The organism is Plantibacter elymi (nom. nud.) (genome assembly GCF_900177795.1).
GTDB lineage: Bacteria > Actinomycetota > Actinomycetes > Actinomycetales > Microbacteriaceae > Plantibacter > Plantibacter elymi.
This window is the reverse complement of sequence record NZ_FXWJ01000003.1, coordinates 262,016-276,706: the sequence shown is the minus strand read 5'-3', so window position 1 is coordinate 276,706 and position 14,691 is coordinate 262,016. Positions and strand designations below refer to the sequence as shown.

Here is a 14,691-nt window from a genome sequence, read left to right as displayed (position 1 = left end):
ACAGTAGTCGGGGTCGAGAGCAGAAGGAGGAGCGGATGTCCACAGCGGTACTGGAACGACCGGTGACGGAGGCCGATCACGGCCGTCTGGCGCTGGCCGTAGACTGGCCGGTGATGACCTCCGTCGACCCAGAAGCCCTTCCGGCCGAGCCGGACCCCCGATCACTGTTCGAAGCACAGGCACTGCCGTTCATCGATCAGCTGTACGGCGCTGCCATGCGCATGACGAAGAACCCGTCGGACGCCCAGGACCTCGTCCAGGAGACGTTCGTGAAGGCCTTCGCCGCGTTCGCGCAGTTCGAACAGGGCACCAACCTCAAGGCGTGGCTCTACCGCATCCTCACGAACACGTACATCAACACGTATCGGAAGAAGCAGCGCGAGCCGTACCAGGGCACCATCGACGACCTCGAGGACTGGCAGTTGGGCGGCGCCGAGTCGATCAGCGCCACCTCCAGCCGCTCCGCCGAGGCCGAAGCGATCGATCACCTGCCGGACAGCGACGTGAAGAACGCGTTGCAGGCCATCCCGGAGGACTTCCGCCTCGCGGTGTACCTCGCCGACGTGGAGGGCTTCGCCTACCAGGAGATCGCCGACATCATGAAAACGCCCATCGGGACCGTGATGAGTCGTCTGCACCGTGGCCGACGACTCCTCCGCGACCTGTTGGCCGACTACGCCGAGTCCCGGGGGTTCACCGTGACGAAGCAGGGGAGCAAGAAATGAGCGACTGCGGCTGCGACAAGGCCAAGAAGGACCTCGAGGAGTACCTCCGTCACGAGGTGTGCACGACCGAGGCGGCCGACATCCGTGAGCACCTCGCGAACTGCCCGGAGTGTCAGAACGAGGCGCTCGTCGCCCAGACCCTCACCGAGGCCGTCCAGCGGGCGTGCAAGGAGACGGCACCCGAAGACCTGAAGAACCAGGTCCTGGCGTCGCTGCGGGCCACCCAGGCCACCCACGAGAGCGCCTGACGGCGGACCGACCGCATCAGCCGGCGCCGTCGAGGCGTGACTCCTCGACGTCCAGCATCCGCTGTGCCTTCGCCAGTACCTCGGAGGAGTAGCTGCCGGTCGCCCGCGCATCGAGGAGCGCATCGCGTTCGGCGTCGAGCACTCGGCGTCGCAGCTGTCGGAACTGCTCATGCGGGCCCACGCCGGCATCGGTCCGTTCCGCTGCCGACTCGACGCGGATGAGGCTGCTCGTGCGCACCCGGTCGACGACCGCGGAGTCGAACGGCTCCCCGCCGTCCGTTCGCAGCTGCGGGTCGTCGAGGGCGGCCACGCCGACGGTCGAGATCTCCTCGACGAGACCGGCCAGCTCCGCCATCGCCGCCTGCTCGTCCGTCCCGCCGACCCGGGTCAGCCGGATGACGAGCGGGAGGGAACCGCCCTGGAGCAGGAGGGTGACGATCGCGACCGTGAACGCGATGAGCACCAGCTCCGCCCGATACGGGGTGTCGAGTGGGAGCGACTGTGCGGCGGCGATCGTGACGACACCACGCATCCCCGCCCAGGCGAGTACCGCGCCGCCCCGCCATCCGAGTCCCTCGCGCTGCAGGAAGTCCAGGTCGGCGCTCCGCCGGGCGATCGACCTCGAGAAGGCGGCCTTGCGCTTGGCCGATCGCGCGTTCTCCGTCGGATGCTCCTCGAGGCGTGCGGAGACCTGCTCCAGTCTCGGCCGCCGGGCGAGGGCCTCCCGTTCGTCGCGTCGCAACGACCAGACGAGGACACCGACGAACACGATGCGGACGACGATGAGGGTGATGGCGGTCAGCAACCCGAGGCCGATCGACGACCAGATGCCGAGGTCGTCCTGCTCCACCTGCGAGACGATGGCCTCGAGCTCGAGCCCCATGAGCAGGAACACCCCGTTCTCGAGGAGGAACTGCGTCGTCCGCCAGTTGATGCGCTCGCTGATGCGGTCCTGGGCGGTGAAGTACTTCGCGCTCTGATGCCCGGTGTAGAGTCCGGCGACCACGACCGACAGGACGCCTGAGGCGTGGAAGTGCTCGGCGGGCAGATACGCGATGAACGGCACGGCGAAGGAGATGACCGTCGTCAGGACCGGGTCGCCCAGGCGGGATCGGATCCGGACCGTGATGAACCCGACGACGATCCCGATCGCGATCGCGAGCGCCACGGCATAGGCGAAGTCGCCAAGGACACCCCACAACGAGACCGTGCCGGCGGTCGCGGCGATGGCGGAGCGCAGGAGGACGAGGGCCGAGGCGTCGTTCACGAGGCTTTCGCCCTCGAGGACGCTCACGAGGCGCGACGGCATGCCCAGTCGCTTACCGATGGAGGTCGCGGCGACCGCGTCGGTCGGGCTGACGACGGCACCGAGTGCGATGCCGGCGGCCAGGCTCAGGTCGGGGAGGATCGTCGACAGGATCCAGCCGATGAGGACCGACGACACCACGACGAGGACGACCGAGAGCCCGGAGATCGCTTTGAGGTTGCGGCGGAAGTCGACCAGCGGGACGTTGACGGCAGCCGAGTAGAGCAGCGGCGGCAGCACCCCGGCGAGGATCCACTCCGGCTTGACCTCGACGTCCGGCACGAACGGCAGATAGCTGAGGGCGAGGCCGACCAGGACGAGGATGAGCGGGGCTGCCACACGCAGCTTGTTCGCGAAGCGGGCCACCGCGACGATGGTCACCACCGCGACGACGGCGAGGAATGCGAAGTCCATGGCGTCAGCCTATTGGCGGTGGCTCACCGCCCACTCACGGATCGCTGTCGCCGTGCTGACCACCAGCCTCCAGACGACGACGCAGACGACAACGACCGCCTGTCGGAACAGGCGGTCGTCGTCGGTCGTGCTGCTGAGGTCAGAGCGCCAGCGCGCTGCGGAGGAGCTCCGCCTGCTCGGCGGCGTGACGCTTCGCCGAACCCGTGGCGGGCGAGGCGGACGCGGTGCGCGACACGTTGCGGATCGTCCGACCCTCGAGGTGCTTGGCGGCCTCCAGGCAGATGAACGGCCACGCGCCCTGGTTCTCCGGTTCGTCCTGCACCCACACCAGTTCGGCGTTCGGGTACTGCGCGACCACGGCGTTCAGCTCGGCCACCGGGACCGGGTAGAACTGCTCGACGCGGACGAGGGCGATCTCGTCGTTCGGCTGCTTCTGCAGCTCGCTGAGGAGGTCGTAGTGGATCTTCCCGGAGTGCAGGAGCACCCGCTTGACCGCGGCCTTGTCGGTGATCCGTGCGTCGTCGATCACCGGCTCGAAGCGGCCGGAGGTGAAGTCCGCCACCGGGCTGGTCGCGCCACGCAGACGCAGCATCGCCTTCGGGGTGAAGACGACGAGCGGCCGACGCGGGCGTGCGTACGCCTGGCGACGCAGGAGGTGGAAGTACGACGCGGGGGTCGACGGCCGTGCGACGGTCATGTTGTCCTCGGCGCAGAGCTGCAGGAACCGCTCGATCCGCGCGGACGAGTGGTCGGGGCCCTGGCCTTCGTAGCCGTGGGGGAGGAGGAGCGTGACACTCGACCGCTGCGACCACTTCTGCTCGGCGGAGGAGATGAACTCGTCGATGATCGTCTGCGCGCCGTTGGTGAAGTCGCCGAACTGCGCCTCCCACAACACGAGCGCGTCGGCGCGTTCGACCGAGTAGCCGTACTCGAAGCCCATGACCGCGTACTCGCTGAGGAGCGAGTCGTAGATCCAGAAGCGGGCCTGGTTGTCGCTCAGGTTCGCGAGCGGCAGCCACTCCTGGCCGTTGACCCGGTCGTGGAGGACGGCGTGGCGCTGCACGAAGGTGCCGCGGCGGGAGTCCTGTCCGGACATCCGCACCGGGGTTCCCTCGATGAGCACCGATCCGAGCGCGAGCAGTTCTCCGAAGCCCCAGTCGATGTTGCCGTTGCGGCTCATGTCGAGTCGCTTCTCGAGGAGCTGCTGCACCTTCGGGTGCACGGTGAACCCGGCTGGCTTGTTGTTGAACGCGTCGCCGATGAGCTGCACGACGCCCTCGGAGACGCCGGTCGTCTCGAGTTCGCCGGAGTAGCCGTCCTCGTCGAGGACCTCGGTCGGGATCGGCGTCGGCGAGGTCTGCTCGGCGTGCGTCTCCATGAAGGCGCGTTCGAGGCGGTCCTGGAAGTCGCGGTGCGCGGCCTCGTACTCCTCCTCGGTGATGTCGCCGCGGCCGACGAGCGCTTCGGTGTACAGCTTGCGGACGGACCGCTTCGCCTCGATGAGGCTGTACATGAGCGGCTGCGTCATCGACGGGTCGTCGCCCTCGTTGTGGCCGCGTCGGCGGTAGCACACGAGGTCGATGACGACGTCGCGCTTGAACTCCTGGCGGTACTCGAAGGCGAGCTCCGCGACCCGCACGACGGCCTCGGGGTCGTCGCCGTTCACGTGGAAGATCGGCGCCTGGATGGTCTTCGCGACGTCGGTGTTGTAGATGGAGGAGCGGCCCTCGCCAGGAGGCGTGGTGAAACCGACCTGGTTGTTGATGACGACGTGGACCGTGCCGCCCGTGCGGTAGCCGCGGAGCTGGGACAGCTGCATCGTCTCGAGGACGACGCCCTGCCCGGCCATCGCCGCGTCGCCGTGGATGAGGATCGGGAGGGTACCGAACGCGCCGATCGGCCCGCGGTCCTGTTTCGCGCGCACGATGCCCTCGAGCACGCCGTTGACGGCCTCGAGGTGCGAGGGGTTCGCTGCCAGGTAGACCGGGATCTCGCGGCCGTCCTCGGCCTTGAAGGTGCCCTCGGTGCCGAGGTGGTACTTCACGTCGCCGGAACCATGGCTCGCCGGATCCTGGGTGCCCTCGAACTCGCGGAAGATCTGACCGTAGGTCTTGCCGGCGATGTTCGTGAGGACGTTGAGGCGGCCGCGGTGGGCCATACCGATCGCGACCTCGTCGAGCTGGGCCTGCGACGCACCCTGGAGGATGGTGTCGAGGAGGGCGATGGTGGACTCGCCGCCCTCGAGGCTGAAGCGCTTCTGGCCGACGTACTTCGTCTGCAGGAAGGTCTCGAAGGCCTCGGCCTCGTTGAGCTTGCCGAGGATGCGCATCTGCTCGTCGTGCGTCGGCTTCTCGTACTTGCGCTCGACCTTGCTCTGGATCCACTTGCGCTGCGCGGGGTCCTGGATGTGCATGTACTCGATGCCCGTGGTGCGGCAGTACGAGTCGCGGAGGACGCCGAGGATGTCGCGCAGCTTGGCCGTGCGGGCCGAGCCGAAGGCGCCCGTGACGAACTCGCGGTCGAGGTCCCAGAAGGTCAGGCCGTGCGTCTCGATCTCGAGGTCGGGGTGCGAGCGCTGCACGTACTCCAGCGGGTCGATGTCGGCCATGAGGTGGCCGCGGACGCGGAACGCGTTGATGAGCTCCTGGACGCGGGCGGTCTTGTCGACGGCGTCGGCGAGGTCGACGCTGATGTCGGGCGACCAGTGGATCGGGTCGTACGGGATGCGGAGCGCGGCGAAGATGTCCTGGTAGAAGCTGCGGCTGCCGATGAGCAGCTCGTGGACGACCTTGAGGAACTCGCCCGAGCCGGCACCCTGGATGACGCGGTGGTCGTAGGTGCTCGTGAGGGTGATCGTCTTGCCGATCGCGAGCTCGTTGAGCGTGCGCTCGGAGGCGCCCTGGAACTCTGCCGGGTACTCGAGGGCACCGGCGCCGATGATGCAGCCCTGGCCCTTCATGAGGCGGGGGACCGAGTGCACGGTCCCGATGCCACCGGGGTTGGTGAGCGAGATCGTTACGCCCTGGAAGTCGGCTCCGGTGAGCTTGCCCTTGCGGGCGCGGGTCACGAGGTCCTCGTAGGCCGAGAGGTACTCGTTGAAGGTGAGGGTGTCGGCGCGCTTGATGCCCGGCACCATGAGGGCGCGGGAGCCGTCGGGCTTCGGGAGGTCGATGGCGATGCCGAGGTTGATGTGCGCCGGGGCGACGACCGTGGGCTTGCCGTCGGTCTCCTCGTAGTAGACGTTCTGGCTCGGGAAGTCCTTCAACGCCTGGATGAGGGCCCAGCCGATGAGGTGGGTGAAGCTGACCTTGCCGCCTCTGGCGCGCTTCAGGTGGTTGTTGATGACGATGCGGTTGTCGATCATCAGCTTCGCCGGGATGGTGCGCACGCTCGTCGCGGTCGGGACCGTCAGGCTCGCGTCCATGTTGGTGGCGAGCGACTTGGCCATGCCCTTCAGCACGGTGACCTTGTCGACGTCCTCCGGAGCGGGTTCTGTCTGGTCGGTCTTCGGCTGCTGGACCTGGTTCGGGCTCGTCATCGGGGCGTCGGCCGGGATCGGGGCCGGCTTCGCCTGGACCGAGGTGGTGCGGGCGACCGGCTGCGCGCCGATGACCTGGATCGGGGCCGTCGGCGGGTTGACCCGGGCCGCCTCGTCCGCCGCTGCGGGGGCGGGAGCCGACGCCGTGGCACCGGCGGATGCCGCACCGTCGTCCGGCTGGCCGCCCGTCGTTCCCTGGGCTGCGCCGTTCACCGGCCGGTAGTGCTCGAGGATCGGCCACCAGGAGCGGTCCACCGAATCCTTGTCGACGAGGTACTGCTCGTACATCTCGTCGACGAGCCATTCATTGGCTCCGAATTCGTTCGTTGCGCCGTCATCGGCGCCCACTCCGGTCATCTGGCTCGACACCGTCGATCGCCCACTCTCTCCGTTGAATTCTCACTGTTTGCAGGCAGGGAACATGCCCGCACGATCCAGTCATCAAGCCTAAACCCATTCCGTCGTCGGTGCGGCTCGGACGCCGGTCGGGATACGGTGTTCTCATGCGGTTCATCGGTGAGATTCCCAGCCACGACCTGACGTACTCGGACGTGTTCCTCGTCCCCAGCCGCTCCGGGATCACGAGTCGACTCGACGTCGACCTGGCCCCGGACGACGCCACCGGCGCCACGATCCCGATCGTCTCCGCCAACATGAACTCCGTCACCGGGCCACGCCTCGCGGCGGCCCTGGCGCGGCGTGGCGGACTCGGCGTCCTGCCGCAGGACATGCCGCTCCAGGAGCTCGACGCGGCGATCCGCTGGGTCAAGGAGCAGCCGGTCGCCTTCGACACCCCGCTGATCATGCGAGCCGATCAGACCGCGGCCGACGCCCTGCGGCTCATCCCCGCGGTCGCCGGTCACGGCATCGTGCTCCACGACGAGCGCGACGCCTTCGCCGGCTGCATCCCGGCCGCGCGTCTCGCCACGGCGCTGCCCGACGCACGGCTCGGCGACCTCGCTCGCGGGTCACTCGCCTCGATCGACGCCGACGACGTGACCGGCGGCCGGGCCGCGTTCGACCTCATGGTCGCCGCCGACCTCGAGTTCGCGCCCGTGCTGCACCACGGCGCGGTCGTCGGCACCCTCAGCCGGACGAGCGCACTCCGGTCGACCATCTACACGCCGGCGCTCGACGCGTCGGGCCGACTGCGGGTCGCCGCGGCGATCGGCATCAACGGCGATGTCGCCGTGAAGGCGCAGGCGCTCGCCGCCGCCGGGGTGGACGTCCTCGTGATCGACACCGCCCACGGGCACCAGGAGGGCATGCTCCGGGCGATCGCGGCCGTCCGTGCCCTCGGTCTCGGCCTCCCGATCGTCGCCGGCAACGTCGTGTCCGCCGTCGCGGTGCAGGACCTCGTCGACGCCGGTGCGGACATCCTCAAGGTCGGCGTCGGACCCGGTGCGATGTGCACCACGCGGATGATGACCGCGGTCGGACGTCCGCAGTTCTCGGCCGTGCTCGAGACGGCCGCGGCCGCTCGCGCGCTCGGCGCGAGGGTCTGGGCGGACGGTGGCGTCCGCTACCCCCGCGACGTCGCTCTCGCCCTCGCCGCCGGCGCGTCCTCGGTCATGATCGGGTCCTGGTTCGCCGGCACGATCGAAGCCCCCGGTGAACTGCAGCGCGCCGCCGACGGGTCGCTCTACAAGGAGAGCTGGGGCATGGCGTCGACCAAGGCCGTGCACGAGCGCTTCGGCCGACTCGATCCGTTCGAACTCGCGCGGAAGACGCTCTTCGCCGAGGGCATCTCGTCCTCCCGCATCACGATCGACCCGCTCCGGCCCTCCGTCGAGGACCTCCTCGACATGATCACCGCGGGGGTGCGCTCGTCGTTCACCTACGCGGGTGCCGACTCGGTCCCCGGCTTCCACGAGCGCGCCATCGTCGGTGTCCAGTCGGCCGCCGGGTACGAGGAGGGCAAGGCGCTGCCCGTCTCCTGGTGAGCCGCGGTGGTGATGCGGCGCGCACGACCGCGGTGGGATGATGGGCGCATGGTGGTGAACGGTGGGACGCACGGGTTCGGTGTCGGCATGCAGGTCCTCGTGCTCGTGGACCCGGGATCCGATCCCTCGACGGGGGAGCGTGCCTCCGGGGTCATCGTCGCACCCGGCCGCCAGCGTGCCGCGGCGTTCATCTCGGTGTGGACCGAACAGCTGACGACGTGGATCGTCGAGTTCGACGAACCGTTCACCGCGCCCGACGGCAGCGGCCCGCACGAATCGGCCGAGGTCCGCGAGACCTACCTCATCCCGGCGCCGTTCGCCGAGGCGTCGGAGTCGGTCGACGCCTGACCGCCGCGTGCTCGCTCAGGCGAGCGACCGGTCCATGATGGCCGAGGAGAGCGCCTCGACCGGGCCGGCCGCCGCCAACGGGTTCGCGAGCAGGGTGAAGTCGACGCCGCCCAGGGCGGGGAGTTCCAGTCGATTGCTCAGCATGACGAGGTCGCTGGGGATGAGGCTGCGCGGGAAGACCGCGACACCGAGCCCGGCCCGCACCGCTGCGAGGACGCCGTTCACCTCCCGGGTGCTGCAGGTGATCCGCCAGGTGCGCCCGGCGGCCTCCAGGGCGTCGATCGCCAGCTGCCGGGAGAGGCTCGGGTCCTGGTAGGCGATGAGGGGGACGGGCTGGCCGGGTTCGATCGTGGTCTTCTCGAGACCGACCCAGACCATCGAGTCGGTCCGCACGAGCTTGCCCTCGTTCTGGCCGGGGTGCATCTTGATGAAGATGAGGTCGAGGGCGCCCGCCTTCAGTCGGCGGTAGAGCGGCCCGCTCTGGTTCACGGTGAGTTCGAGGTTCAGCTGCGGGTGACCCTGACGGAAGTGCCGCAGGATCCGAGGGAGCTGGGTCATCGCGAGGTCGTCGGCGGCCCCGAATCGGAGGCGACCGCTCATCGCCGAGCCGGTGAAGTAGCTCTCCGCCGAGGCGTGTGCAGCGAGGATGGTGCGCGCGAACCCGGCCATCGCATCACCGTTGTCGGTCAGGCGGACCGCCCTCGTGTCGCGGACGACGAGCCAGCGGCCGGCGGCCTCCTCGAGCCGTCGGATCTGCTGACTGACCGTCGGCTGGCTCAAGCCGAGCTGCGCGGCGGCGCGCGTGAAGTTCTTCGTCTCGGCGACGGCCAGGAAGGTGCGCAGTAGTGCGGGGTCGAACATGCAGGAGCCGATCATTCGGGAATCGAATAGGACTGATAGGGATCATCCTGCTCAGAAATGGCTGTGTCGGCAATAGCGTGGATGGGAGCCGACGGCCTCCGCGGCTCCACCCATACGACACGCACTCGACATACGAAACGCTGGCTCTCTCTGTGACCCCTCCATCCGACACCGCCGTCGCTCCGCCGCCGCCCACCGCCCCCATGCCCATCGTGGGGGAGCGCCCCGCCTGGCGGGACACCTTCTCCTCGCTCCGCGTCCCGAACTTCCGACTCTTCACCATCGGGCACATCGTCGCGACGACCGCGATCGGGATGCAGCGCATCGCGCAGGACTGGCTCGTCCTCGAGCTCTCCGGCAGCGTCGCCGCCGTGGGGATCACGGTCGCGATGCAGTTCGCGCCCATGCTCCTGTTCGGACTGCTCGGTGGCGTGATCGCGGACCGCTACTCCAAGCGCGTGCTGCTCATGATCACCCAGTCGCTCGCCGCCGTCCTCGCGGTCGCGCTGTCGATCCTGACGCTCAGCGGCGCGGTCGAGGTGTGGCACATCTACGTCATCGCCTTCATGCTCGGGCTCGTCACCGTCGTCGACAACCCCGCGAGACAGGTGTTCGTGAACGAGCTCGTCGGGCCGGCGAGGCTGCGGAACGCCATCAGCCTCAACTCCGCCGTCTTCCAACTCGGCCAGCTCGTCGGTCCGGCCGTCGGCGGTGTCCTCATCACCGCCGTCGGCTCCGGATGGTCCTTCGCGATCAACGCCCTCGCCTGCTCCGGCGTCGTACTCACCCTGGCGCTCATGCGTGTCTCGGAACTCGTCCCGACGCCGGTCGTCGCGAAGGCCAAGGGCCAGCTCAAGGAGGGGCTCGGCTACGCCATGCGGAAGCCGGCCATCCGGTGGACGGTCATCATGGTCGCGTTCATGTCGGTGTTCGCCTTCAACCTGCCGGTCCTGCTGGCCGCCTACGCCTCGGACGTCTTCGACATCGGCGCGAGCGGCTACGGGTTCCTCAACGCCCTCGTCGCCGTCGGAGCGCTCACCGGGGCGCTCGCGTCGACGAGGCGTGGGGGTGTGGACCTGCGCATCGTGATCGTCGCGGCGGCGGCGGTCGGCGTCCTGCAGGCGGCCGCCGGCGCGATGCCCGTGCTCCTCCCCTTCGCCCTCCTGCTCATCGCGGGCGGGGTCGCGAACCTCCTCTTCATCACGGCGGCGAACTCGCTCGTCCAGCTGTCGTCGAACATGGCGATCCGCGGCCGGGTGATGTCGCTGTACATCCTCGTGCTGCTCGGCGGGCAGTCGATCGGCGGTCCGCTCATGGGGTGGCTCGTCGAGGTCGCCGGGGCACACGTGGGCATGATCGTCTCGGGTGGGGTCCCGGCGCTCGCTGCAGCGTGCATCGGCGTGCGGTTCCTCCTCCTGCGGCGTCGGAAGCGTCGCGCGGCCGAGGAACGCCAGCGTCTCGCGGAGGCTGAGAAGAACCCCGGAAATCCGGGGTCCACAGCCGCGGATGTCCGATAGACTCGTCCGCACAATGGACGACCCTCCTTCAGACAGATCCCCCGGCCACCATCCCAGCCCCGTGCTGACCCGATCACGGGAGACGACCGCCCACCCGGGCGACGGAACCCCCACTCCGGCACACACCGCTCAGCACGGACGGGATCGTCATGTCTGAGTGGATCATGCTCGGCGTCGGCCTCATACTGACCATCGGGACGGGCTTCTTCGTCGCCTCCGAGTTCGCGCTCGTGAACCTCGACCGCGCCGATCTCGAGGCCCGCCGCGACCGTGGTGAGACCCGCCTGACGATGACGATCGCAGCGCTCAAGATCACCTCGACGCACCTTTCGAGCGCGCAGCTCGGGATCACCCTGACCACCCTCCTCACCGGTTACACCATGGAGCCGGCGCTGTCGTCGATGCTGGCCGGTCCGCTCGGCTCCATCGGGATCCCCGAGGGCGTCGTCGCCGTCGTGGCGACGATCGTCGCGATCACCCTCGCCACGCTGCTCAGCATGATCATCGGCGAGCTCGTCCCGAAGAACTTCGCGCTCGCGCTGCCCCGACAGACGGCCAAGTTCGTCGTCCCGTTCCAGACGGCCTTCACCTGGGTGTTCAAGCCCGCCATCGTCGTCCTCAACGGCAGTGCCAACGGCTTGCTGCGGTCGATGGGCATCGAGCCCAAGGAGGAGCTGTCCGGAGCACGGACGGCCGAAGAGCTGTCGTCGCTCGTGCGTCGATCGGCGCTCGAGGGCACGCTCGAGGCCGACACTGCGACCCTGCTCAACCGCACCCTCCGCTTCTCGAGCCACGATGCGTCGGACGTCATGACGCCGCGGCCGCGCATCGCGTCGATCCAGCGTGGCGAACCCGCCCAGGCGGTGCTCGCCCTGGCGAGGTCGACCGGCCACTCGCGCTTCCCGGTCACCGATGCCGACGTCGACGACATCACCGGTGTCGTGCACGTGAAGCAGGCCATCGCGGTTCCGCGCGACCGCCGCGGCGAGGTGCCCGTCTCCGCTCTGCAGTCGCCGGCCCTGCGCGTCCCCGAGACGATGAAGCTGGACGTGCTGCTCTCGCAGCTGCGCGGACGCGGCTACCAGATGGCCGTCGTGGTGGACGAGTACGGCGGCACCGCCGGCGTGACCACCCTCGAGGACCTCGTCGAGGAACTCGTGGGCGAGGTCGCCGACGAGCACGACCGTTCGCGTGCCGGGGTGGTCCGCGGACGCGACTCCACGACCTTCCCGGGCAGCCTCCGTCCCGACGAGCTCCTCGAGCGCGCCGGCGTGCGCGTCCCCGAGGACGGTCCGTACGAGACGGTCGCGGGCTACGTCATGAGCGAGCTCGGACGGCTCGCGGTCTCGGGCGACGAGCTCGAGCTCGAGGACGGCACGCTCCGCGTCGAGCGACTCGACGGCCGACGGATCGATCGGATCCGATTCACCCCGAGACCCGTCGTGTCGGAGGACGGTGGTGACGTATGAGCGACTGGGCAGGAATCGCCTGGCTCGTGGTGCTGTTGCTCGCGAACGCCTTCTTCGTCGGTGCGGAGTTCGCGGTCATCTCCGCGCGACGGTCGCAGATCGAACCCCTCGCCGAACAGGGGAGCCGGAGCGCCAAGACCGCGCTGTGGGCCATGGAACACGCCACGCTCATGTTGGCGACCAGTCAGTTGGGCATCACCGTCTGCTCGCTGCTCATCCTGAACGTCTCCGAGCCGGCGATCCACCACCTGCTGGAGGTGCCGTTGGCGCTCACCGGCTGGCCCGAGGAGACCATCGGTACGGTGGCATTCATCATCGCGCTGCTGCTCGTCTCCTACCTCCACGTGGTCTTCGGCGAGATGGTCCCGAAGAACCTCTCCTTCTCGATCCCGGATCGCGCGGTCCTGCTGCTCGCTCCGCCGCTCGTCTTCGTGGCGCGCGTCTTCCGTCCGATCATCGTGTCCCTCAACGCGACCGCGAACGCCGTCCTCCGTCTGTTCCGGGTGGAGCCGAAGAACGAGGCCGCGAGTGCGTTCACGCTGGACGAGGTGGCGACCATCGTCGACCAGTCCACCCGCGAGGGTGTGCTCACCGACTCGACGGGTGCGCTCGTGGCGGCGTTCGAGTTCACCGAGAAGAAGGTCCACGACGTGGCCCTGCCGCTCGGGAGCCTCATCACGCTGACGGAGCAGGCCACCCCCTCCGACGTCGAGCGCGCCGTCGCGAAGTACGGCTACTCGCGGTACGTGATCGTCGACGACGAGTCGGTGCCGATCGGTTACCTCCATCTGAAGGACGTGCTGCGGTACGACGACCTCGACGGCAGTGGCGACGAGGAGCGCCCGGTGCCCGCGAAGCACATCAGGCAGTTGGTGTCGGTCTTCGAGGATTCGGACGTCGAAGACGCGCTGACCACGATGCGCCGCTCGGGGGCACACGTCGCCCGGGTGTTCGACGAAGCGGGCGCCACCACCGGGGTCCTCTTCCTCGAGGACATCATCGAGGAGCTCGTCGGAGAGGTCCAGGACGCCACCCGGCGTCGCTGATCGGAGGCCTGAGCGCTGACACGACGACGGCCCGCACGCGATCGCGTGCGGGCCGTCGTCGTGTCGGGGTCGCGGTCAGGCGCGCGGCTTGGCCCGCTCGTACTGGCCCGGCCAGGCCACCTCCACGCCGAGCTCGGTGGCGGCGCGCAACGCGAAGTGCGGATCACGGAGCGCCTCGCGGGCGACCATGACCGCCTCCGCCTGCCCGTCGGCGACGATGGCCGCGGCCTGCTGGGCGTCGGTGATGAGCCCGACGGCGCTCGTGTCGACACCCGTCGACCCGATGTGCGCGGCGAACGGGACCTGGTACCCGGGGGAGAGCGGGATGCGGACGCCGCCGACGGCTCCGCCGGTGGAGATGTCGAAGAAGTCGGCGCCGCGCTCGGCGCACCAGGCGGCGACGGTCGCGGTCTGGTGTTCGTCCCATCCGTCGTCCACCCAGTCCGTGGCCGAGAACCGGACGAACAACGGCAGACCGGCCGGGAGGACCTCGCGCACCGCCTCGACGACCCGCAGGAGGAGCTTGGCCCGGTTCTCGAGCGAGCCACCGTAGCCGTCCTCGCGGTGGTTGACGAGCGGGGAGAGGAACTGGTGCAGCAGGTAGCCGTGTGCGGCGTGCAGTTCGATCACCTGGAAGCCGGCGTCGACCGACCGGACGGCCGCCGCCCGGAAGTCGTCGACGACGCGGTCGATGCCCTCGTCGTCAAGGGCTACCGGGACCGCGTAGCCCGGGAAGGCCTCGGGCGACGGAGCGACGGTCGACCAGCCGCCGTCCTCGATCGGGACGCTGCCCTGGCCGTCGGTGCCCCAGGGGGCGAACGTCGACGCCTTCCGGCCGGCGTGCGCGAGCTGGATCCCGGGGACGGCACCCTGCTCGGTGATGAACGCGGTGATGCGTCGCCAGGCGTCGCGCTGTTCGTCGTTCCAGATGCCTGCGTCCTGGGGCGAGATCCGACCCTCGGGGCTGATCGCCGCCGCCTCGGAGATGACGAGGCCGAAGCCGCCCGCCGCGAACTGCCCGAGGTGCATGAGGTGCCAGTCGGTGGGGACCCCGTCCTGGGCGGCGACGCTGTACTGGCACATTGGGGCGATCCACAGGCGGTTGGGGATGGTGAGGTCGCGGATGGTGATCGGATCGAACAGCTGGGGCACGGAACTCCTCGGGTCTCGGGGCGACGGGCGCCGCCACCCGGGCCAACGTTCCGGAATGCGTTCGGATTCCCGTCTCCGGAATGACCGACGATCGACGGCTCAGAGCCGGACCGCCGCGACGACT

Annotated in this window: 11 protein-coding genes; 7 read left to right on the top strand and 4 right to left on the bottom strand. The window is 69.2% G+C overall.

The features are described from left to right. Positions 1-35: 35 nt before the first annotated feature. The gene (locus tag CCK91_RS10755; protein WP_079707243.1) at positions 36-725 is read left to right on the top strand and encodes a sigma-70 family RNA polymerase sigma factor; all 690 of its coding nucleotides are present in this window, start codon (positions 36-38) and stop codon (positions 723-725) included. Continuing rightward, positions 722-973 carry a zf-HC2 domain-containing protein gene (locus CCK91_RS10750; RefSeq protein WP_079707242.1) on the top strand — a complete coding sequence of 84 codons (252 nt, stop codon included), beginning with the start codon at positions 722-724 and terminating at the stop codon, positions 971-973. The genes CCK91_RS10755 and CCK91_RS10750 overlap by 4 nt, the downstream gene beginning before the upstream one ends. A 16-nt stretch (positions 974-989) precedes the next feature. Here CCK91_RS10750 and CCK91_RS10745 read toward each other — a convergent pair whose 3' ends face one another. Together CCK91_RS10745 and CCK91_RS10740 are read right to left on the bottom strand one after the other, a co-directional pair. Next, positions 990-2,693 (bottom strand): cation:proton antiporter, encoded by a 1,704-nt coding sequence (locus tag CCK91_RS10745; RefSeq protein WP_085513347.1) that lies wholly within the window; start codon positions 2,691-2,693, stop codon positions 990-992. Positions 2,694-2,832: 139 nt separating this feature from the next. Next, complete coding sequence (locus CCK91_RS10740; RefSeq protein WP_207568214.1) at positions 2,833-6,600, bottom strand: multifunctional oxoglutarate decarboxylase/oxoglutarate dehydrogenase thiamine pyrophosphate-binding subunit/dihydrolipoyllysine-residue succinyltransferase subunit; 3,768 nt, start codon at positions 6,598-6,600, stop codon at positions 2,833-2,835. A 134-nt stretch (positions 6,601-6,734) separates the two neighbouring features. Here CCK91_RS10740 and CCK91_RS10735 point away from each other — a divergent pair, with 134 nt between their 5' ends. Then, positions 6,735-8,174, top strand: coding sequence for a GuaB1 family IMP dehydrogenase-related protein (locus tag CCK91_RS10735; RefSeq protein ID WP_086474310.1), 1,440 nt, complete (start codon positions 6,735-6,737; stop codon positions 8,172-8,174). Between the two features lie 48 nt (positions 8,175-8,222). Then, positions 8,223-8,522, top strand: a complete 300-nt coding sequence (locus tag CCK91_RS10730) for a hypothetical protein (RefSeq protein WP_086474002.1) — start codon at positions 8,223-8,225, stop codon at positions 8,520-8,522. 15 nt (positions 8,523-8,537) lie between these two features. Here CCK91_RS10730 and CCK91_RS10725 read toward each other — a convergent pair whose 3' ends face one another. Further along, a complete protein-coding gene (locus CCK91_RS10725) occupies positions 8,538-9,383 on the bottom strand; it encodes a LysR substrate-binding domain-containing protein (RefSeq protein WP_064295362.1) in 846 nt (281 codons plus the stop codon). 203 nt (positions 9,384-9,586) lie between these two features. Here CCK91_RS10725 and CCK91_RS10720 point away from each other — a divergent pair, with 203 nt between their 5' ends. The 3 genes from CCK91_RS10720 to CCK91_RS10710 all read left to right on the top strand — a co-directional run bounded on the left by CCK91_RS10720 (position 9,587) and on the right by CCK91_RS10710 (position 13,415). Further along, the gene (locus tag CCK91_RS10720; protein ID WP_086474001.1) at positions 9,587-10,900 is read left to right on the top strand and encodes an MFS transporter; all 1,314 of its coding nucleotides are present in this window, start codon (positions 9,587-9,589) and stop codon (positions 10,898-10,900) included. 149 nt (positions 10,901-11,049) lie between these two features. Then, positions 11,050-12,369, top strand: a complete 1,320-nt coding sequence (locus tag CCK91_RS10715) for a hemolysin family protein (protein ID WP_079707236.1) — start codon at positions 11,050-11,052, stop codon at positions 12,367-12,369. Continuing rightward, positions 12,366-13,415 carry a hemolysin family protein gene (locus tag CCK91_RS10710; RefSeq protein WP_086474000.1) on the top strand — a complete coding sequence of 350 codons (1,050 nt, stop codon included), beginning with the start codon at positions 12,366-12,368 and terminating at the stop codon, positions 13,413-13,415. The genes CCK91_RS10715 and CCK91_RS10710 overlap by 4 nt, the downstream gene beginning before the upstream one ends. 75 nt (positions 13,416-13,490) lie before the next feature. On the opposite strand, the gene CCK91_RS10705 is transcribed toward CCK91_RS10710, so the two are convergent. Beyond that, positions 13,491-14,567 carry an NADH:flavin oxidoreductase/NADH oxidase gene (locus tag CCK91_RS10705; protein ID WP_086473999.1) on the bottom strand — a complete coding sequence of 359 codons (1,077 nt, stop codon included), beginning with the start codon at positions 14,565-14,567 and terminating at the stop codon, positions 13,491-13,493. Between the last annotated feature and the right edge of the window lie 124 nt (positions 14,568-14,691).